Annotated in this window: 19 protein-coding genes and 2 tRNA genes; 8 read left to right on the top strand and 13 right to left on the bottom strand. The window is 39.4% G+C overall.

Annotated features, from left to right (window positions below; translation table 11 throughout):
- Positions 1 to 297: 297 nt before the first annotated feature.
- From T7867_RS15145 to T7867_RS15135, 3 genes are all read left to right on the top strand, one after another.
- Positions 298 to 885, top strand: a complete 588-nt coding sequence (locus T7867_RS15145) for an alpha-ketoglutarate-dependent dioxygenase AlkB (RefSeq protein ID WP_068222590.1) — start codon at positions 298 to 300, stop codon at positions 883 to 885.
- A 451-nt stretch (positions 886 to 1336) separates the two neighbouring features.
- Complete coding sequence (locus T7867_RS15140) at positions 1337 to 1924, top strand: alpha-ketoglutarate-dependent dioxygenase AlkB (protein ID WP_068222593.1); 588 nt, start codon at positions 1337 to 1339, stop codon at positions 1922 to 1924.
- A gap of 216 nt (positions 1925 to 2140) precedes the next feature.
- A complete protein-coding gene (locus tag T7867_RS15135; RefSeq protein WP_068222596.1) occupies positions 2141 to 2407 on the top strand; it encodes a hypothetical protein in 267 nt (88 codons plus the stop codon).
- 409 nt (positions 2408 to 2816) lie between these two features.
- Here T7867_RS15135 and T7867_RS15130 read toward each other — a convergent pair whose 3' ends face one another.
- Positions 2817 to 3686 (bottom strand): SDR family oxidoreductase, encoded by an 870-nt coding sequence (locus T7867_RS15130; RefSeq protein WP_068222599.1) that lies wholly within the window; start codon positions 3684 to 3686, stop codon positions 2817 to 2819.
- 157 nt (positions 3687 to 3843) lie between these two features.
- Between T7867_RS15130 and T7867_RS15125 the strand changes: the two genes are divergently transcribed.
- Together T7867_RS15125 and T7867_RS15120 are read left to right on the top strand one after the other, a co-directional pair.
- Positions 3844 to 4800 carry an OmpA family protein gene (locus T7867_RS15125; protein WP_068222602.1) on the top strand — a complete coding sequence of 319 codons (957 nt, stop codon included), beginning with the start codon at positions 3844 to 3846 and terminating at the stop codon, positions 4798 to 4800.
- Positions 4801 to 4831: 31 nt separating this feature from the next.
- The gene (locus T7867_RS15120; protein WP_068222605.1) at positions 4832 to 5098 is read left to right on the top strand and encodes a hypothetical protein; all 267 of its coding nucleotides are present in this window, start codon (positions 4832 to 4834) and stop codon (positions 5096 to 5098) included.
- Here T7867_RS15120 and T7867_RS15115 read toward each other — a convergent pair.
- Positions 5087 to 6340, bottom strand: a complete 1254-nt coding sequence (locus tag T7867_RS15115) for a DUF819 family protein (RefSeq protein ID WP_068222608.1) — start codon at positions 6338 to 6340, stop codon at positions 5087 to 5089. The two genes, T7867_RS15120 and T7867_RS15115, sit on opposite strands and share 12 nt — an antisense overlap.
- Positions 6341 to 6498: 158 nt before the next feature.
- Here T7867_RS15115 and T7867_RS15110 point away from each other — a divergent pair, with 158 nt between their 5' ends.
- The 3 genes from T7867_RS15110 to T7867_RS15100 all read left to right on the top strand — a co-directional run bounded on the left by T7867_RS15110 (position 6499) and on the right by T7867_RS15100 (position 10180).
- Positions 6499 to 7890 carry a sodium-dependent transporter gene (locus tag T7867_RS15110; protein WP_068222611.1) on the top strand — a complete coding sequence of 464 codons (1392 nt, stop codon included), beginning with the start codon at positions 6499 to 6501 and terminating at the stop codon, positions 7888 to 7890.
- A gap of 54 nt (positions 7891 to 7944) precedes the next feature.
- A complete protein-coding gene (locus tag T7867_RS15105; RefSeq protein ID WP_068222614.1) occupies positions 7945 to 9030 on the top strand; it encodes a carbohydrate-binding family 9-like protein in 1086 nt (361 codons plus the stop codon).
- Positions 9031 to 9097: 67 nt separating this feature from the next.
- Complete coding sequence (locus tag T7867_RS15100; protein ID WP_273513505.1) at positions 9098 to 10180, top strand: family 10 glycosylhydrolase; 1083 nt, start codon at positions 9098 to 9100, stop codon at positions 10178 to 10180.
- A 153-nt stretch (positions 10181 to 10333) separates the two neighbouring features.
- Here T7867_RS15100 and T7867_RS15095 read toward each other — a convergent pair whose 3' ends face one another.
- The 11 genes from T7867_RS15095 to T7867_RS15045 form a co-directional block, all read right to left on the bottom strand.
- Positions 10334 to 10837, bottom strand: coding sequence for a hypothetical protein (locus tag T7867_RS15095; protein ID WP_273513507.1), 504 nt, complete (start codon positions 10835 to 10837; stop codon positions 10334 to 10336).
- 93 nt (positions 10838 to 10930) lie between these two features.
- Positions 10931 to 11302, bottom strand: a complete 372-nt coding sequence (locus tag T7867_RS15090; RefSeq protein WP_273513509.1) for a hypothetical protein — start codon at positions 11300 to 11302, stop codon at positions 10931 to 10933.
- Positions 11303 to 11447: 145 nt separating this feature from the next.
- On the bottom strand, positions 11448 to 12917 hold the full coding sequence (locus tag T7867_RS15085; protein WP_273513511.1) for a potassium/proton antiporter: 1470 nt from the start codon (positions 12915 to 12917) through the stop codon (positions 11448 to 11450).
- 227 nt (positions 12918 to 13144) lie between these two features.
- On the bottom strand, positions 13145 to 13483 hold the full coding sequence (locus T7867_RS15080; RefSeq protein WP_322299509.1) for a hypothetical protein: 339 nt from the start codon (positions 13481 to 13483) through the stop codon (positions 13145 to 13147).
- Between the two features lie 171 nt (positions 13484 to 13654).
- Positions 13655 to 14056, bottom strand: a complete 402-nt coding sequence (locus T7867_RS15075; protein ID WP_068224185.1) for a DUF4399 domain-containing protein — start codon at positions 14054 to 14056, stop codon at positions 13655 to 13657.
- Positions 14057 to 14209: 153 nt separating this feature from the next.
- Complete coding sequence (locus T7867_RS15070; RefSeq protein ID WP_068222630.1) at positions 14210 to 15235, bottom strand: formylglycine-generating enzyme family protein; 1026 nt, start codon at positions 15233 to 15235, stop codon at positions 14210 to 14212.
- A gap of 156 nt (positions 15236 to 15391) precedes the next feature.
- Positions 15392 to 16429 (bottom strand): ACR3 family arsenite efflux transporter, encoded by a 1038-nt coding sequence (gene arsB / locus T7867_RS15065; RefSeq protein WP_068222632.1) that lies wholly within the window; start codon positions 16427 to 16429, stop codon positions 15392 to 15394.
- Between the two features lie 106 nt (positions 16430 to 16535).
- Entirely contained in the window at positions 16536 to 16871 is a 336-nt protein-coding gene (locus T7867_RS15060) for an ArsR/SmtB family transcription factor (RefSeq protein ID WP_068222635.1), read from the bottom strand.
- A 218-nt stretch (positions 16872 to 17089) separates the two neighbouring features.
- A tRNA-Thr gene (locus tag T7867_RS15055) sits at positions 17090 to 17162 on the bottom strand.
- A gap of 39 nt (positions 17163 to 17201) precedes the next feature.
- Positions 17202 to 17274 (bottom strand) — tRNA-Thr (locus T7867_RS15050).
- 94 nt (positions 17275 to 17368) lie between these two features.
- Positions 17369 to 19399 (bottom strand): DUF349 domain-containing protein, encoded by a 2031-nt coding sequence (locus T7867_RS15045; RefSeq protein WP_322299508.1) that lies wholly within the window; start codon positions 19397 to 19399, stop codon positions 17369 to 17371.
- Positions 19400 to 19425: the final 26 nt, after the last annotated feature.

The following is a 19425-nucleotide window of genomic DNA, read 5'->3' as shown; positions in this document are numbered from 1 at the left end:
GTGAATTTGAAGTTTGTGTGAAGTTTTGGATTTTTAAGTACATAGATGATAGTACAGAGTATTGAGTAGATAGTATTGAGACATTCAATCATCGAAATCAGTTGTTCGTAATCCTGTGCGGACTGCTACTATTACTAAAACTCTATTAACCAAATCACATACTAAGAATGATAGGTACTCGCCAAAGGCAAAGTACCAGTTACATTAGCAGACAAATGAGTGCTAGGTGATTTAAAATCTTAAGCAGTTTTATAAAAGGTCTGAATTCATCATATTCATTCCTCAATACTTAAACACATGCTACTCCCTCTAAACTGCACAGTTAATTACATCGAAGATTTCCTAAGTCCAAAAGAGTCTCTCGCACTTTATACTCTGTTAATTAAACAGTATAAGTTAGATAAAGCCAGAACTAGAATAGAGGCTGGAGGTCGGATTATAGAAACTGATGGCTTCAAAATACTCTTTTCTATGCCCGATCTGATTGCCAGGAACACGCACCCTGAACATATTCATGGCAAATCATATCCATTTGAGGGCCTGATGCAAGACTTAAAAGACAAAGTGGAAAAGATCTCTAATCAAAGCTTCGACTTAGCCATGTGCCTATACTATCCTGATGGTTCCTTTTATGCTCCCTATCATTCGGATCAACAAACCTCAGGAGTAAAAACTATTCTGCCATCACTTAGCCTTGGAGAAGTAAGAGAATTCAGTTTTAGAGATAAGGAAACAGAATCTACCTTTTCCTTAGATCTTGCTAATGGAAGCCTCCTTATTATGGGTGAGAACTGCCAGAAAGATTATGAACACAGCTTGATCAAGAACGAAAAATATCAACGGCCTAGAATCAATATCACTTTCAGAGAGGCAGCATTCCAATAGAAGCCCCCATTAAAGAGATAATAGTACATAGTATCTAGACTTACTTGAAGTATGTACCTACGCCTTTGTTGGTCTTGTGACCAATAAATCTGATGAGTCATGCTTAGAGACTCGTTGGTGAAAACACCAACGAGGGCTTGGAGTACCTAGAATCTATAAAAATGACTAAGTCAAATTCCATGCTCAACGGCTGGTTTTAAATGATAGTACAGAGTTTTGAGTAGATAGTATTGAGACATTCAATCATCAAAATCAGTTGTTCGTAATCCTGTGCGGACTGCTACTATTACTAAAACTCTATCAACCACACCCATGCTAAGAATGATAGGTACTCGCCAAAGGCAAAGTACCAGTTACTTTAGCAGACAAGTGAGTGCTAGGTGATTTAAAATCTCAAGCAGTTTTATAAAAGGTCGGAATTCATCATATTCATTCCACAATACTTAAACACATGCTACTCCCTCTAAACTGCACAGTTGATTACATCGAAGGTTTCCTAAGTCCAAAAGAGTCTCTCGCACTTTATACTCTGTTAATTGAACAGTATAAGTTAGATAAAGCCAGAACTAGAATAGAGGCTGGAGGTCGAATTATAGAGACTGATGTCTTCAAAATACTCTTTTCTATGCCCGATCTGATTGCCAGAAACACGCATCCTGAACATATTCATGGCAAATCATATCCATTTGAGGGCCTGATGCAAGACTTAAAAGACAAAGTGGAAAAGATCTCAAATCAAAGCTTCGACTTAGCCATGTGCCTATACTATCCTGATGGTTCCTTTTATGCTCCCTATCATTCGGATCAACAAACCTCAGGAGTAAAAACTATTCTGCCATCACTTAGCCTCGGAGAAGTAAGAGAATTCAGCTTTAGAGATAAGGAAACAGAATCTACCTTTTCCTTAGATCTTGCCAATGGAAGCCTTCTTATTATGGGTGAAAACTGCCAGAAAAATTATGAACACAGCTTGATCAAGAACGAAAAATATCAACAGCCTAGAATCAATATTACTTTCAGAGAGGCTGCATTCCAATAGAAGACCCCATCAGAGAGATATAAGTACATGGTATCTAGACTTACTTGAAGTATGCACCTACGCCTTTGTTGGTCTTGTGACCAATAAATCTGATGAGTCATGTTTAGAATCTCGATGGTGATAACGGTAACTAGGTCACACAAATAAATTTCAGGGCTTGTTTTTAATAATTAACCTGCTAAATTCCTGTTTTTCAGAACTTTAAATGTAGAAGAAATGAATATTATAGAAAGAATACCGTTTAATAAACTATTTATTAGAAACAATCTTGGTTATAGTCCAGTAAGAAAAATTAGAAATGGTAGTATTACTTATTTACCTACTCAAGCTAAAAGTGAAGGACATTTTATAATGCTCTATAAAAATGGTCTTATTGAAGATTTTACAACTGCTGATTATCTAATAAGTAAGAATGATTTAGGAGAAGATACAATTATTGGTTTTGTTGAATCTACAATAACTAAGTCATTTAGAAGGCAATAAAAAAACTCCGTATAGGGCTTTATGCCTTTGTTAGCCTTGTGACCAACAAATCTGATGAATCATGCTTAGGGGCACGTTGGTGACAACACCAACGAGGGCTAGGAATCAATATTACTTTCAGAGAGGCTGCATTCCAGTAGAAGCCTCCACTAAAGAGATAATAGTACGTAGTATTTAGATTCACTTGAAGTACGCACCTACACCTTTGTTGGTCTTGACCAACAAATCTGATGAGTCATGCTTAGAGACTCGTTGGTGAAAACACCAACGAGGGCTTCGGCAAGCACCAGTCACTACGGCAGAAAGGTGAGATTTCTTATACCGGTCATCAAGGTTTAAACCTTGAGCTAAAGATCAATCTTCTTAACCTTTCGTTTGGCTTTCCAGTAGCCCCAAAGTAGCTTGGGGCTTATGGCTTTTTTCCTCTAGAAGCTTCTAGCATATCCCACATCTCTTGAGGAATCTTTTCTAGGTGACTGAACTCACCAGCACCCATTAGCCATTCGCCACCATCAATGGTCACTACTTCTCCATTTACATAGGCAGAATAATCTGACATTAGATAAGCCGCTAGGTTAGCTAGCTCTTGGTGCTCTCCTACTCTACCTACAGGCACTAGCTTTGCTGGGTCAAACTTCTTCACTAAGTCACCTGGCAACAGCCTACTCCAAGCGCCTTCTGTCGGGAATGGCCCAGGGGCAATAGCATTTAGCCTGATTTTATACTTAGCCCATTCAACGGCTAATGATCTCGTCATAGAAAGCACTCCGGCTTTAGCACAAGCAGATGGCACCACATAACCAGAGCCTGTCCAGGCATAAGTGGTTACAATATTGAGAACCGTACCAGCCTGTTTTTGCTCAATCCACTTCTTCCCTAAGGCAAGGGTAAAATTGGTTGTACCCTTTAGCACAATATCTATGATGGTATCGAAAGCTCTATTGGAAAGTCGTTCTGTTGGGCTTACAAAGTTACCGGCTGCATTATTCAAAAGACCATTAATTTGACCGAAACGCTCTTCAGTCACCTTCAGCACATTTTCTACCTGCTCGTAATCTCGCACATCGCATTGTACCGGTAACACGGTTCCTCCCGTCTCCTCTTCCAACTCTTTAGCCGACTTTTCAAGTACCTCAATCTTTCTACTTGTGATTACCAAATTGGCTCCAAGCTCCAAAAAATACTTGCCCATAGATCGGCCTAAACCTGTTCCACCACCTGTAACAATAATGGTTTGCCCTTTGAGCGCACCATCTTTTAACATTCCATCAGTTCTCATTTATCCGTTTTTCTAAAGTGAGTGAACCTTCAAGATATCAAAAATATTCTCTGCATGCATAACATTTTTTAGGGCTATCCTTTAAAAGTCAAAACAAGCCAAGGGCTCAATCAATTCTCAGATGAATTCAGCATATTTGCTTTATATAAGCAACAACATGAAACGTCTTAAAACTCAAATATTATTTGCCTTAGCCACATCTATTATGCTTAGCTCTTGTGTGGCCAAGAAAGAATTCGATGCTCTTTTTAATGAAAAAACCAACCTAGAGAACGAAAACGCTTCACTCAAAGAAAACCTGGAGATTGCTGAAGAGAAAATCAGCAGACTAGAGGTTCAGGTAGAAGAATACAAAGCCAAAAATGAAGCTACTCAAAACGATCTCGATGTATTGACTAAAGAGTATAATACTGTAAAAGGAAATTATGAGCGAGTAAAGCAGTTATACGACAATCTACTTTCTAACAGCAGCCAGTTGAACTCTGACTTGGCTCAACAGCAACAAAGGCTTTTGGCTATTCAAGACGATCTGGAAATTGAAAGGAAGAAGAATCAAGAACTGGCCGAAGATCTTTCTAAAAGAGAAGCCCGGGTAGCCGAATTAGAGAAATTGATTGCGGATAAAGATGCGGCTGTTCAACAATTGAAGAAAAGAGTAACCGATGCTTTACTCAACTTCAACGAGAATGAGCTCACAGTAGAAGTAAAGAATGGAAAAGTATATGTTTCATTGGCCGAAAAGCTCCTTTTTGGTTCTGGAAGCACAAAAGTTGATGCCCAAGGAGCAAACGCGCTAAAACAACTCGCTGCTGCACTTAAAGGAAATAGCGAAATAAATATTATGGTGGAAGGCCATACGGACAATGTGCCAATTTCTAGAGCTTCTCAATACATGAATGATAACTGGGATTTAAGTGTAATGAGAGCCACTTCTATTGTTAGAATTTTAGTAAGCAACGGTGTAAGCCCAGAGACTATTACCGCTTCGGGCAGAGGTGAGTTTTCTCCTGTTGCCGTAAACAACACCCCTGAAAACAAGGCTTTGAATAGAAGAACGGAAATCATCCTTACACCAAAACTCGATGAACTCTTCCAGATTCTTGAAACTTACTAAACATTTCGGCTGAAAAAGAGATTTTCAACTCATGAGTGATCAAAACGAATATTCAGAATTGAGCAATGACGAGCTCTCTCGTAAGTTGAACAAATTTAAGAAGCTACAACTAGGCATTTTTATTGCCGCGCTTGTAGCTTCTGTAGCCGTAGCAGTGGTGTCATTTTCCAAAAATGCCACACAAGGGTATCAGATTATACCTTTATTTCTTATTGTCGGAATTGCCTATCCGTTTATGGCTTTTGGAGGAATTAGAAAAAAGATTAAAACTGAATTAGACAGCCGCTCAAAACATTGAGGCTCTTTCCATCATCCAAGCGCATAAAAGTGCACCGTAAGTTCCTAAGGCATAACCTAGCACTGCCAATAACACACCAACAGGTGCTAAAGCAGGACTAAAAGCAGATGCTACTACTGGTGCTGAAGCTGCACCACCTACGTTGGCCTGACTTCCTACGGCTACAAAGAAGAATGGTGCTTTCACTAATTTAGCTACCACTATCATTATAATTACATGGAACAACATCCAGGTAATTCCAATCAGGAATAGCCCCATATTGTCGAATATCTCCTGAATATTCATCTTCATACCAATAGTGGCCACCAGAATAAAGATGAACACACTGCCTAATCTGGAAGCACCAGCACCTTCATACTTTCTAAACTTTGTGAATGAAAGCCCCACTCCTATAGTAGTTGCAATAACAACCAACCAGAAGAAGCCAGAAGCTAGTGACTCTAAAGAGTATTTCGCTAACCATTCTTTTCGCTCTTCAAGCATGGGTGAAATAACATCTGAACCCCAATGAGCTAAGGCAGTCCCTCCAAAAGCAAGGGCGAGAATAACATAGGTTTCTGGTAGAGTAGGAATTTTTGCAATACTAGCCTGATACTTTTCTACTCGGCTTTTTAAATCATCAATAGCAGAAGTATCTGATTTTAACCATGCATCAATTTTCTTGGTGATACTCGCACCGTAAAGCAAAAAGCCCGTCCAAATGTTGGCACAGATTACATCTACCACAATCATAGTAGCAAACAAGTCGTCACCTACTTCGAAAATTTCTTTCATAGAAGCTTGATTGGCCCCACCGCCAATCCAACTACCAGCCACAGTAGTAAGACCTCGCCACACCTCTTGACCATCACCAACATCTAGCACACTAGGCGCAATGGTAGAAATGAGTAGAATTGCCAATGGTCCGCCTAGCACAATGCCAAAGGTAGCAGCCAAAAACATAATGATTGCCTTGGGACCAAGGTTCAGAATTCCTTTTAGATCTATACTCAAACAAAGTAGAACTAGGGAAGCCGGCAATAAATACCTAGAGGCTACAAAGTAAAGATTTGACTCTTCGCCATCAATCAGTCCGAATGGCCAATTGAGCAGCGCAGGTAGAAAATAGCAAAGCAAAATGCTTGGTACAAAGGTGTAGAACTTCTTCCAAAATGGCTTTTGAGAGCTCGATGTGTAAAATACCCAGGCCACAACCATAATGAGAAGACCTAGTACAATAGCATCGTTGGTAAAGTAAGGCATTGATTCAGCTTTTGTTCGGTTTCAAGTATATACAATTTTGATCAACCTACATTCTATTTTAACTTCTATTGGTTCTGATAAGCTTTTTTAGATTTTTATATGGATGCCCATTATAACTGTGCAGAAACACATATATTCGGGTTTTAAAATTTTAATGAATGGCAACTAGAGGAGGATTTTCAAGCAGACTCGGTTTTATTGCTGCCGCAGCAGGTTCGGCAGTTGGTTTAGGTAACATTTGGGGTTTCCCATATGAAGTAGGACAAGGTGGTGGTGCCGCATTTGTGGTAATGTACCTGATTTTCTGTTTCATTTTGTGTTATCCGGTAATGATTACTGAAATAGCCATTGGTAGAAAAACTGAGAAAAACCCAGTTGGGGCATTTAACGCCTTAGGCTACAAAAAATGGAACTTCGTGGGTAAAATGGGAATCTTTAGTGGTTTCTTAATCCTCTCCTTTTATAATGTCATCGCTGGTTGGGCATTTGGTTACATCTTTGAAATGGCTTCTGGAAACTTCGGAATTGCAGATCAGTTCGGAGAATTTGTAAAAGACGTTTTCAAGGTTGGAGCCTACGGACTTCTCTTTATGGTTACCACAGCTTACGTGGTTTCGAAAGGGGTTTCTGGTGGTATCGAGAAGGCTGCAAAATTCTTAATGCCAACATTAATCATCATGATTTTAGCTTTAGTGGTTTACTCTCTTACTCTTCCAAATGCTATTGAGGGTTTGAAGTTCTATCTAATTCCAGATTTCTCTGAGATTAATGCCGAAGTAGTAACCAACGCACTTGGTCAGGCTTTCTTCTCTCTTTCATTAGGAATGGGTGCGCTAATCACCTACGGTTCTTACGTAAACAAAAAAGAAAATATAGTTTCTGCTGCAGCATTCATTACACTAGCCGATGTTGGTATTGCTGTTATAGCTGGTATGATGATCTTCCCACTCATCGGGTTTATGAGCGAAGGCTCAATGGATGGTGTAGGTAGTGGCCCTGCCCTCATCTTTGTAACGCTCCCTCAGATATTCGGTACCATTGGAGGTTCTTTAGGAGCAATTGCTGGTACAGTATTCTTTGTACTACTTTGTTTTGCCGCTCTAACTTCAACTGTTTCTCTGCTAGAGGTTCCTGTAGCCTACGTTGTAGATGAGAAGAAGTTAGCTAGAAAGAAAGCTGTTTGGATTGTTGCCGGACTTATCTACTTGATTGGAATTCCTTCATTGTTAGGAAATGGATACTCTGACTTCTTCAGCAACTTTATTACTTACCCAGGTGCTGAAAGTGCAACTGACTTCTTGAGCTTTATAGCCAATGTAGCGAATGATTCATTCCTTCCGCTAGGAGGTTGTTTAATTGTATTCTTCGCAGCACACGTATGGAAGAAGCACAATTTAGACGAAGAGTTAGCCAATGGCTCACCAAACTACAAAGGTTCATTTGTTCAGAAATACCTTCATTTTGCTATCAGCTATTTAGCACCAACTATTTTGGCTTTCATCTTTATAATTACAGTATTAAAAACATACTTTGGTATAAACCTTTTTTAAAGCTTAGACTATTTTAAGATATTGAATCCTCTCTTTAAACGGAGAGGATTTTTTATGCTTAAACTACAACTAACACTTCTTGCAGGGCTTCTCTTATGCCTTTCTGCCCATGCTCAATATCCTTTAATAGAAAGTAGAGCATACATCTGCAAACAGACCATTGGAGAACTTAAAATTGATGGATTGCCTAGCGAAGAGTCATGGCAATTAGCTCAGTGGACAGATGAGTTCGTAGATATTGAGGGCAACAAACGCCCCAAGCCTTACCATAAAACTAGAGTGAAAATGCTCTGGGATGAAGACTATCTTTACTTCTATGCTGAATTAGAGGAACCACATGTTTGGGCGAAGCTGAAAGAAAGAGATACGGTAATCTTCTACGATAATGACTTTGAAATATTTATTGACCCTGACGGAGATACGCATTCTTATTACGAATACGAAGTCAATGCATTTAACACGGTTTGGGATCTGATGTTAACAAGGCCATATAGAGATCAAGGCCAGGCCATAGACAATTGGAACATCAACGGACTTAAATCGGCAGTTCATATTGAAGGCACCCTGAATGACCCTTCAGATAAGGATAAATATTGGGCTATTGAAGTGGCCATGCCTTGGACTACTTTAGAAGAAGCGGCTGCAAGGGGCGGCCATCCGCAACCAGGAGATACTTGGAGATTAAACTTTTCTCGCGTTCAATGGGATACTGAAATTAAGAATGGCCAATATGTAAAAGTGGTGAATAAAGAAAGAGGGAAACCTGTTGAACACAATTGGGTTTGGTCGCCTCAGAGAGCCATTGCCATGCATGAGCCTGAGTTTTGGGGACAGTTATACTTCTCGGGTAAGAAAGTTGGAGAAACCGACCAGTTCGTTTCAGATTTCGGATCGGAAGAAGTGCGACAATTACTCAGTTTTATTCATCGAAAACAGAAAGACATTAAAAGAGAATCGGGAAGCTATAGCTCCAGTAAGACAGACCTGCTAGAAACAAAAACATTCAATGTAGGCAGGCCAATTGTTTGGGAGGTTGAAGGAAATGCCTACAGATACCATGCAATTATGCAACACCCCTTCAATGCAGCAATTCTGTGGCACATGGACGAGACAGGAAGGCTTTGGAAAGAATTTAAGTAGTTATCTCAATCGCACTCGTAATTTGATTTAACCTATCAATCCACTTTGGGTGAAACAGTATAAGTAAATGAACAAAAGAGAATTTATTAAAAATCTAGGCTTAGGATCGGCAGCAGTACTTGGCGCCCCTATCCTATTTCAATCATGCGAATCAGAAAACCCTGAAGATTTCAAACTCTGGATATGGACTGGCGGTGGCGAAAAATCTGAAGCTGATTGGGATAAAGAATTCGAGGGATTAAAGCAATTAGGCTTTTATGGAGTATTAGTTGGCGGAGGTAAACCTGTACTTGAAAAAGCCATTCCTGCAGCACAAAAGCATGACTTAGAAATTCACGCTTGGCAATGGACCATGAACAGACCCGGTGATAAAACTGCAAAAGAGCATCCAGAATGGTACGCAGTCAGTCGAGAAGGCAACTCTAGCTATGACGTTCGACCTTATGTAGATTACTATCAGTGGCTCTGCCCTACCAAGCCCGAAGTTCAAGAGTTTGTATACAACGGTATGATGGAAGTTGCCGAGCTGGAAGGCCTAAATGGTGTTCAGCTCGACTATGTTAGATATTGTGATGTAATTCTCCCTAAAGGCTTATGGTCTAAATATGATCTGGTTCAAGATCATGAAATGCCTGAATTCGATTTTTGTTATTGTGAAGACTGCCGAACAAAATTTAAGAGCGAACAAGGCTATGACCCGCTAGATCTTGAAGACCCAAGTAAAGATGAGAAATGGAGGCAATTTAGGCTCGACTCAATCACTAACCTAGTGAATAAAATTGCTGATGGTGTTCATCAGAAAGGTAAGAAGCTTTCTGCTTCAGTATTCGCAACGCCATCTTTAGCCAGAATGATGGTAAGACAAGACTGGGACAAATGGAACTTAGACTTTGTATTTCCAATGATCTATTACAAGTTCTATGATGAAGACATTGACTTTATGAAGCGGGCTACAGAAGAAGGTCTTAATGACTTAAATGGTAGTAAACCTTTATACACTGCTTTTTACCTAGCCGATAAAAACGAAGAAGAAGTATCGGAAGCCGTTAAACTAGTTAAAGATACCAAGGCAAACGGAATGGCCTTTTATGACTATGGGCTTCTTAACGAATCATTCCAGAAGACTATTACAGAAGCCTTAAAGGGATAAGTTCTTTCCAAAAAAAGAGGCTATCTCAACGCTAACCTTGTGAGTCATTTTCTACTTGTCTGAATAATCTATTCAACCTTTAACCAAATGAAGAATAGATACTCAAGACTGTAAAACCAAGGTACAACTTTTGAGATAGCCTTTTTATATGTCCTAAACTGCTACACGAAATGCAGCATTAGACTTTGCGTCTTTCAAAAGCTCATTAATTCTATCGGCCCACTTCTTGGCCATTAATGGCTCTCCATTAGGTAATGCGGTGGCATCTGAATCAAATATTATTATCTGTTCTTCTTTATTGCTAGAGATGAGGTAGAAGACAAGAGATATTCTATCTATGTAGTCTTCTTTTCCTACCCTTTTCTTTACCGTTGCCACTTCGCACTTACGTACGTTCATTAAGTCTATGGTCTTATTTGTAAAGCCAATTTTGTTGTCTTTGGTATAAAATATATACCTATTCACCTCATCGATACCCAATCCGAAATTGAGCCCAAGCTCATGGTCTTCAATAAGTGCGTTTTGCTCTGAAGCCAGCACCTGCAATTGGTTAATAAGTATCTTTTCTTTGTTCTTTCTGCTTTTGTTCAAAAGCACGAACACATATATGCAGAGGGCTGCAACAAGCAACCCAACTATTGTTGTTTGTAAATCCATTTTATAAGAATTAAGTGTAGAAAATAGTGTAGGTAGAAACTACCGGCATTTTAAGCCTCACTGCATGAGACTCACCTTAAAACCTAAAATGGCTTACCAAAAGTAATGATGAGGGTATAGTTTGTCTGCCTTCCGATATTCGATCAAACGGTTGACAGCATCAGCATCCTGCTGCCTAAACTCACTAATTATTAAATCATTAGTGGCTAGCAGAGTTGTGTGATTCAGTTTATCAATGCCGTCAGTTGCTTTGAACTGATTACCAAAATTGATGGATATCGAAGACTGGGATTGTCTGGCAGCAAAGAAATAGTCGGCACTTAAAACACTGTAGTTCTCACCTTCAACCGGAAAATCTGAAATAGGCCTATCAGTATTTGCAAAAACAACATTACTCCCTAGCAATACCCATCCGTAGGCTAGGAATAAAATGGCTGTAAAAACTGATTTTTTAAGACTTTTCAATGCTATGAAATCCAAATGCTAAACTAAGCTAATTCTTGATACTCAACCTGAATATTCTCCGAGTTGCTTGGCTAAAACGTAGCTAGACTTAGTTTTGTTCCACTTAGTTTCAAGATAGTTTATAGACAAATCCCGATAAAAACATCTAAGCATCAGCTAGTTTCAAAGCAGTATAAACCTCATCCAAATTTTGCTTCTTATCGGTGAGCACAATCAACTTATCGTTCGCTTCAATTAAAGTAGAACCGTTGGGAGTAATGTAATTTTCATTTCGCTCAATCATCGCAATTATTGCCGTTTTAGGAAAATTCAAGTCAACTATCTTCTGTCCGGCCGCAAAGCCACCTTCTTTAATAATGATTTCTTCCATAATCGTTTTGGGGTGCTCAGCCAGTAACTGATCAGTAGGCGACATCTGCTTATCTTCTTCAGGCAAACCTACATTGAGCCATTTCGCTACAACAGACAAAGAAGTTCCCTGAATAAGCACTGAAGTAACGGAAATGAAGAAAACAATATTGAAAATGACGTTTGCCTTTTCTATTCCAGCTAATAGTGGATAAGTAGCAAACACAATCGGTACCGCTCCTCGCAAGCCCACCCATGAGATGTAGAAGCGTCTTCTCATTCTCATTTTAAAAAACATGAGTGAAATAAACACACCAATGGGCCTAGCAACAAAAATAAGGAAGAGAGAAATTAACAACCCTATGCCCATATATGGCACTATCTGAGTTGGAAAAACCAATAGCCCCAAGGTTAAGAAGAGCACTATTTGCATGAGCCAAGCCAAGCCATCGAACATTCTCAGAATGGTTTTTTTATGGATGAGGTTGGAGTTTCCGAGGTAAACAGCACAGATATAAATGGCTAAAAATCCATTTCCGCCTAGGGCATCGGTGGTAGAAAATGTAATGAACATCAAAGCAATTACCAACACTGGGTATAGTCCTTCAAAGTCTAGTTTGATTTTGTTGATCACCAGCTTACTCAACTTTCCGAAAAGAAACCCTGCCACAGCACCTATGCTCATTTGCATAAGAAAGAATGGAATGATCGAGTAGATGCTCTTATCTTGGTTAACAACTAAGGATAGAAATGCCACGGTTAAAACATAAGCCATAGGGTCATTACTACCGCTTTCAAGCTCTAGCGTAGGCCTAAGGTTAGTTCTAAGCGCTAGTTTTTTACCACGCAGGATGGAGAAAACTGCTGCTGCATCTGTAGACGAGACAATAGACCCCAACAAAAGACTCTCATAAACAGTAAAGTCGGTCACTAGGTAAACGAACGTCCCAAGCCCCAAAGCTGTCAATAAAACCCCAACAGTTGAAAGAGCTAAGCCTTCTTTAAGTACAGGTTTAACCGAATCCCAACTGGTATCTAGTCCACCAGAAAACAAAATAAAGTTGAGCGAAACAACTCCAATAAACTGAGCAATCTGAGGACTATCGAAATAGATACCACCAATACCTTCAGACCCAGCCAGCATCCCTATAGAGAGGAACAACAACAAGGTAGGAATACCTAGCTTATAGCTTGTTTTACCAGCTATTATACTGATGAGCAGCAGTAATGAGCCAACTAAAATGATGTTTTCAATGGTAAGATTCATTCAAAAAGTGGTTGGTTTAACCAAGTACAATTGACTTGAGTATAGAACTTTTCAGATCCACCAACAAAGATTGCTAAAAGATAATTCTATTGAGAATTAAGGCGCGACAAGTTTTTAATACTAGCAAAAATCAACTTCTAGATAACAAGCTTAAAAAATGACTTACATTCTAACAGGAGAATCAATTGGAGACCATAAAAAAACCACGTCTTAGCGTGGTTCATATTTTAGTTTGTTTCAACAGGCACTGGTTTGGCCCATACTTTTGGCAAATCCTTGTTTTCTTTTTTATGCCACCATACGGCATAATCTACTCCAGACTTGCTGTAATATTTTTCTATGTAAACGTAGTATTGTTTAGAAGACTCATCATAATGCATACCAGCATCTTTGAATTTCTTCTTCATTTGGTCTAGTATCTTTTCGTTTTCAGCTTTATTAGTTGAATTAGCCACTACAACCAAATAATCTATTCTTTCAACATCATTGTCTGACTGTGCTTGAAGCGATGAACCCACACAACAAACGGCAGCCATTACAAACAGAGATAATACAAGCTTTTTCATTAGTCAGTTATTTAGTAAAAGTCATTTGAAAGTAAAATTTTCTGCTTACAAATAAAAGAAACAGTTCTACACCTCTTCAATTATGTTCTGTACAATAGATTCAGTTATACTGAAACGAATAAGGCTCCAATTACCTTGGAGCCTCATCTGCTGTAATAGTTTTAGCTATAATTAATCTTTAACATTCACAGTTATGGTCTTGCTCCACTCCTCACCATAAGATTGGTGAAGGCCATTAGCAAACTGTAAAGTCAATGTATGTTGTCCAGGGGTCAATTCAATAGTAGCTTCGGTTTGTCCTTTGCCATAATGAATATGGTTAGCATCTGCAGGAATAGTTTCTCCAGTGTTCATATAACCACCATCAATAATAATATGATGATGACCTTTACCCTTGTTCACTTCGCCAGCAGGCTCAATCTCCATTCCTTTAACACCCATCTCTACCAAAACAGTAGAAGAAACTTCTTGACCATCGGTTAGGTTTTCAAAATAGACTCCATCAGACGAGCCACAAGAAGCCATAAAAGTGATTAGAACAACGATTAGTGAATACTTTTTCAAAAATTTCATAGAGTTAATGGTTTTAGGTGGTGCCAATTTAGACACATATTCAACAAGCATAACAAGACTATTTGATGAAGGTTCATTTATTTATGTGACTTGTAGACTTCCTATATAGAACGTACTGACTTATTCTTCAATCCAATTCTTCTTTACACGGAATCACAAGGATCTGGCACATCTGAACCCTGTGTGATTGAAGCCAGAGTCTCTGCTGCTACTCATTCGCCTTGAGGTACGATAGCCGCTGCAATAGCTATCGTTACACAAAAAGGAACCACCTCGAATTACATGTTTCGGAGTATGAGGTTCACGCGGGTCATAATATTCTTCAGAACCTGAAGGATTCTCCAACAAGCCGCTATTGGCGTTGACCGTATAACTTCGAACATCATATTTATCGATACACCACTCCCATACGTTGCCAGCCATATCGTAAAGACCGTATCCATTTGGTGGAAATGATTTTACGGGAGCACTAGCATCAAAACCATCGAGCTTGTGATTCTGAAAAGGAAAAACACCCTGCCAAAAGTTGGCCTTTTCATAAGCAGACTCAACAGGTTCGTCACCCCAAGGGTACTTTGCATTTTCTAACCCTCCCATAGAAGCCCACTCCCACTCAGCTTCAGTAGGCAATCTTTTTCCTGCCCATTTAGCATAAGCATTGGCGTCTTCCCAAGAGACATGAACCACAGGGTGATTCATCTTCTGCTCTATATCACTGTGCGGTCCTTCTGGCTGACGCCAATTAGCTCCGATTGTCCAAACCCACCATTGGCTCACGTCATTAAGCTCAACAGGCTTATTCGTCTTTTCAAAAATGAGTGACCCACCAGCCAAAAGGGAGTCTGCTGGTTTTGGCGTTCCACTAGGAAGCTGTTTCTTCAGTTCTTCCCAATCTACAGCCCTTTCTGCAGTAGTTACATAACCAGTAGCCTCAACAAATGCTTTGAACTGAGCATTCGTCACCTCCGTTTCATCCATTAAAAAAGCGGAAACCTTCACCTGGTGCTGGGGAAATTCATCTGCATACGCTTGATCAGACCTGCCTCCCATAGTGAATGTTCCTGAAGGAATAAGTACCATCTCAGGAGGAATCTCAGTAATGTGCTTCTCTTGCTCTTTAGAGGAGCTACAAGACACAACGATTAGAAAAGTTGACAGCAAGACTAACAAATACCGCATGTTCAAAACTAAATTAAAATGGGCAGAATAAAGAAACGGAATTCAATCTGAAAGCATCTTTACCTGCCTTCAAAAGTCCATTTCAGCTTAGTACCAAGAATTATCCTCCCGATTTAAGAAGTATTACGATTCGATGCTTCAACTCAATCAATCACGTTATTGATGATAATATTTCTTTTTCAGCCAGAACGAAACTCTAACCAGAAGAATAAGTGCCGGAACTTCTACTAGCGGACCAATAACGCCAGCAAAAGCTTGGCCTGAATTCAAGCCAAAGACAGCAATAGCTACTGCAATAGCTAACTCAAAGTTGTTTCCTGCAGCTGTAAATGCGATAGAGGCATTTTTGTCATATTCAGCCCCCATTGCTTTACTAAAAAAGAACCCAATGAAGAACATTAAGCCAAAATATATCAGAAGTGGAATGGCAATTCTAACCACATCTAGTGGAATTTCAACAATGAGCTCTCCCTTTAGAGAGAACATCACTACAATAGTAAATAATAGCGCTATTAATGTAATGGGAGAAATGGTAGGGATAAACTTTTCTGTATACCATTTTTCTCCCTTCAACTTAACAAGAATAAGCCTACTGAGTAAACCCAACATAAAGGGCACACCTAAGTAAATAGCAACACTCTCGGCTATAGTAGCAATGGAAATATCGACAATAGCGCCCTCCATGCCGAACAACGGAGGCAACTTAGTAATGAATAGCCAAGCATAAAAACTATATCCAAACACTTGAAAAACGCTATTTAAGGCTACTAAACCAGCCCCATACTCGCTATTACCTTCAGCTAAATCGTTCCAAACGAGCACCATTGCAATGCATCTTGCCAGACCAATAAGAATAAGTCCTACCAAGTAATCCGGATGATCTTGCAGGAAAATCATGGCCAGAGCGAACATCAACATAGGACCGATTACCCAATTGAGAATCAGTGAAATCGATAGAATTTTCACATTTCTGAATACCTGAGGTAAAAGCTTATAATTCACTTTTGCTAATGGAGGGTACATCATCAAAATCAATCCAATGGCAATTGGCACATTGGTAGAGCCACTACTAAATGAATTAATGAAGTTGGAAGTGGAAGGCACAAAATAACCTAAGCCAACACCAATGGCCATGGCTAGAAAAATCCATAAGGTTAAGTACTGGTCTAGAAAACTTAATTTTTTATTACTCATTGAATTATCTCTTTGTAAGTGAATGGTCTTTATTTTTTAGGGGAAATAGACAGCAATCTCAATAAACTATTCATTGCAATATTACGATTAATAAAGTCAAATTTTTTTAACAACAATTCTTCTTATCCACAGTCTCTAACTGATCGAAAAGCTCATTAAACAAACGCTTAAACTCATTCCACTTTTCAGGAGCAATACAATAACTCATACTCACCCCCTCTATAGTGCCTTGAACGATTCCTATCTCCTTCAACTCTCTCAAGTGTTGGCTGATGGTAGCTTGTGCTAAACCCAATTCCTGAACCAAATCTCCGTTAATGCAGGCATTGGTCTTTATAAGGTGTTGAAGAATGGCTATGCGTGCAGGATGAGCCAAAACCTTAGCCATTTGTGCTAAGCCATTTTGTTCCTTCGTAAACAAGTCTGTTCTAGATACGCCCATTAATCAATCTTTCGTATCGCAATATTACGATATAGTCTTGAGACAACCTCAATACTATTTAGATTTTTCAATTTGGATTAGTGGTCAACCGAGAATAATCGCGCGACTATCTCTGATCTTAAAACCTTATTAAGGCATAATAGCCAATATTAGATCTGTAGGAATAAAATGCAAAGTTGATAAAAATAAAAAAGCCAGTCAGAAATGACCGGCTTTTGAGCCTCCTATCGGGATCGAACCAATGACCTACTGATTACAAGTCAGTTGCTCTACCATCTGAGCTAAGGAGGCATCGCTTTAATATTTTTTTTACCTTTTAAGGCTTCAAAGAGCCTCCTATCGGGATCGAACCAATGACCTACTGATTACAAGTCAGTTGCTCTACCATCTGAGCTAAGGAGGCTTTTGCTTAAAGCGAGTGCAAATATAAAAGTCGCATTTTAATATTCAAACCCCTCCAAAACTAAATTCAAAACTATTTCTGAAGAGGCAGAAAATCAAAGACTTCTCAAAATACGAAGTTGCTTTTTTAGCTCCTTCACTTCTTCAACGGCCTTATCGATCTTCTGATCGAACTCTCCTTTGAGCTTATCGGCTGTCTTACTATTGGCGAAGAATGTTAAATTATTTCTCCAAAGGGCTATGTTGTCTTCCAACTCGGAAATCTGTCTTCTTAGAGCTCCCTCCTTCTTATTAAGCCTTCTATTACCACCTGGCCCACTCTGTAAACCAGTCATTTCAGCTCTAATAACTAAAGACTCTGTTTCATTCTCCTCAAGGTTCAGCGAGCCAGCGTAAGCCTCTAGCGCCTCAGAAAATTGAGACTCTATAGTTTTAATTGCATTTCTAGGAACAAAACCGATGCTATTAAACTGCTCTACCAGTTCCATCAATTCTGCTTCGCTTCCACCAGCCTCTTTGGCTTTATCACTGATGGTATTGATAATGGCCTCTTTAGCCTTTTGGTTGTTTACATAACCAGCTTCAGCCTTGTTCTGGTGAGATCTTCGGTTATTAAAGAAGGCATCGCAAGCCGCTTTAAAACGCTCGTAAATCTCGTTTCGCTTCTTCTCTGGCACCGGACCTATTTCTTTCCACTGTCTTTGAAGCTTCTTTAATTGTTCGGAAGTTTTATCCCACTCTTCACTCTTAGAAAGCTCTTCAGCCTCCTCGGCCAATTTGACTTTCTTCTCTAAGTTTTCCTTTCGCTGACCTTCTAAAGTTTTGAAGAACTCATTTTTATGAGCAAAGAATTGCTTAAAACTACCCCAGAAACCTTTATTAATCTCTTTAGCCTTCTCTCTTGGCACACCACCTATAGCATCCCACTTTTTCTGGATAGCTAAAATCTCTTTCGTTTTAGCATTCCAGGCATTAATTCTATCCGATTTAAAGTCAGTAAAAGGCAGAAGCTCTTGAACCAAGGCCTCTTTTTTAACCAAGTTTTCCTTTAGTTCACCTTTCAGGTCTTCTAAATAGTCTTTTCTTTTTCTGTATATGTTGTCAGAGGCAGTTTTGAATCTCTGCCATAATTCTTCTTGAACCTCTTTTGGTACAGGACCAACGTGTTTATACTCTTCGTGAAGTTCGTTGAGCTGAATGACAGCATCTTTTATGTTATCTAGCTTATCTAGTGCTTCTGCTTTTTCGCAAAGCTCTTTTTTCGCCTCAAGGTTCTTCTTTCTATCTAACTCTTTTAGCTCAAATAGGATATGTCTATTATTGAAGAATCGGTCTAAAAGGGCATTATAGTTAGCCCAAAGCGTCTTGTTATGCTGTGGAGGAACAGGGCCAATTTGCTTCCAAGCTTCCTGAATGTCTTTGATAGGTTTGATGCTGGTTGTAGCCTCTTCGCCATCTACCAATTCTCTCAGCTGACTTAATAACTCTTCTTTCTTAGCTAAGTTTCTCGTCTTGGCCTCTTCCTTTTCCTTATAAAAACTGTGCTTCCTGTCTCTAATTAATCTATGACTAGCATCGAAGCGATTAAAAAGTTCGTCATGACGGAACTCGAAACTATCTTCTTCTCCACCATCGGCCGTGTACTTTTCTAGGGCTTCGGTGCGCATGCCTTGTTCCATTTCTTCGAAAAGCGGAACAATCTCTGCCAAAACCCTATCGGTTCGCTTGAAAGTCGTTTGCTGAGCGAGTTCTTCTATGGCTTCTACCAGTTGCTCTCTGCTATATTCAGAGTAATCTGGTAATTCCTCTTCATGATCTTCCTCGTCTTCGTCTTCATCTTCAGAATGGAGATCATCTTCGGTTTCCAATTTTTTCTCTTTAGGCTCATCACCTTCCTTATTTTCGGAAACTTCAGAAGTTACTTCTACCACCGGCTCAACTTCTTTTTCTTCCGTTACTTCAGCTTGGGGAGTAACCTCATCTTTACTTGGCGAGTCTTCACCTTTTTCAGAAACCTGTTCAGAAGAAGCTACTTCTTGCGCTTCATTAGTGGTTTCATTCTTTTCTTCAGCTAGATTCTTGTTTTCCTCCTGATCTCCTTGCTGCATATTTTTTTCTTCGCTCATATCTTTTGACCTATCGGCTTACACCG

This window comes from Roseivirga spongicola (assembly GCF_034376045.1).
GTDB lineage: Bacteria > Bacteroidota > Bacteroidia > Cytophagales > Cyclobacteriaceae > Roseivirga > Roseivirga spongicola.
The sequence above is the reverse complement of the archived record's forward strand: the minus strand, read 5'-3'. Positions and strand labels throughout refer to the sequence as shown.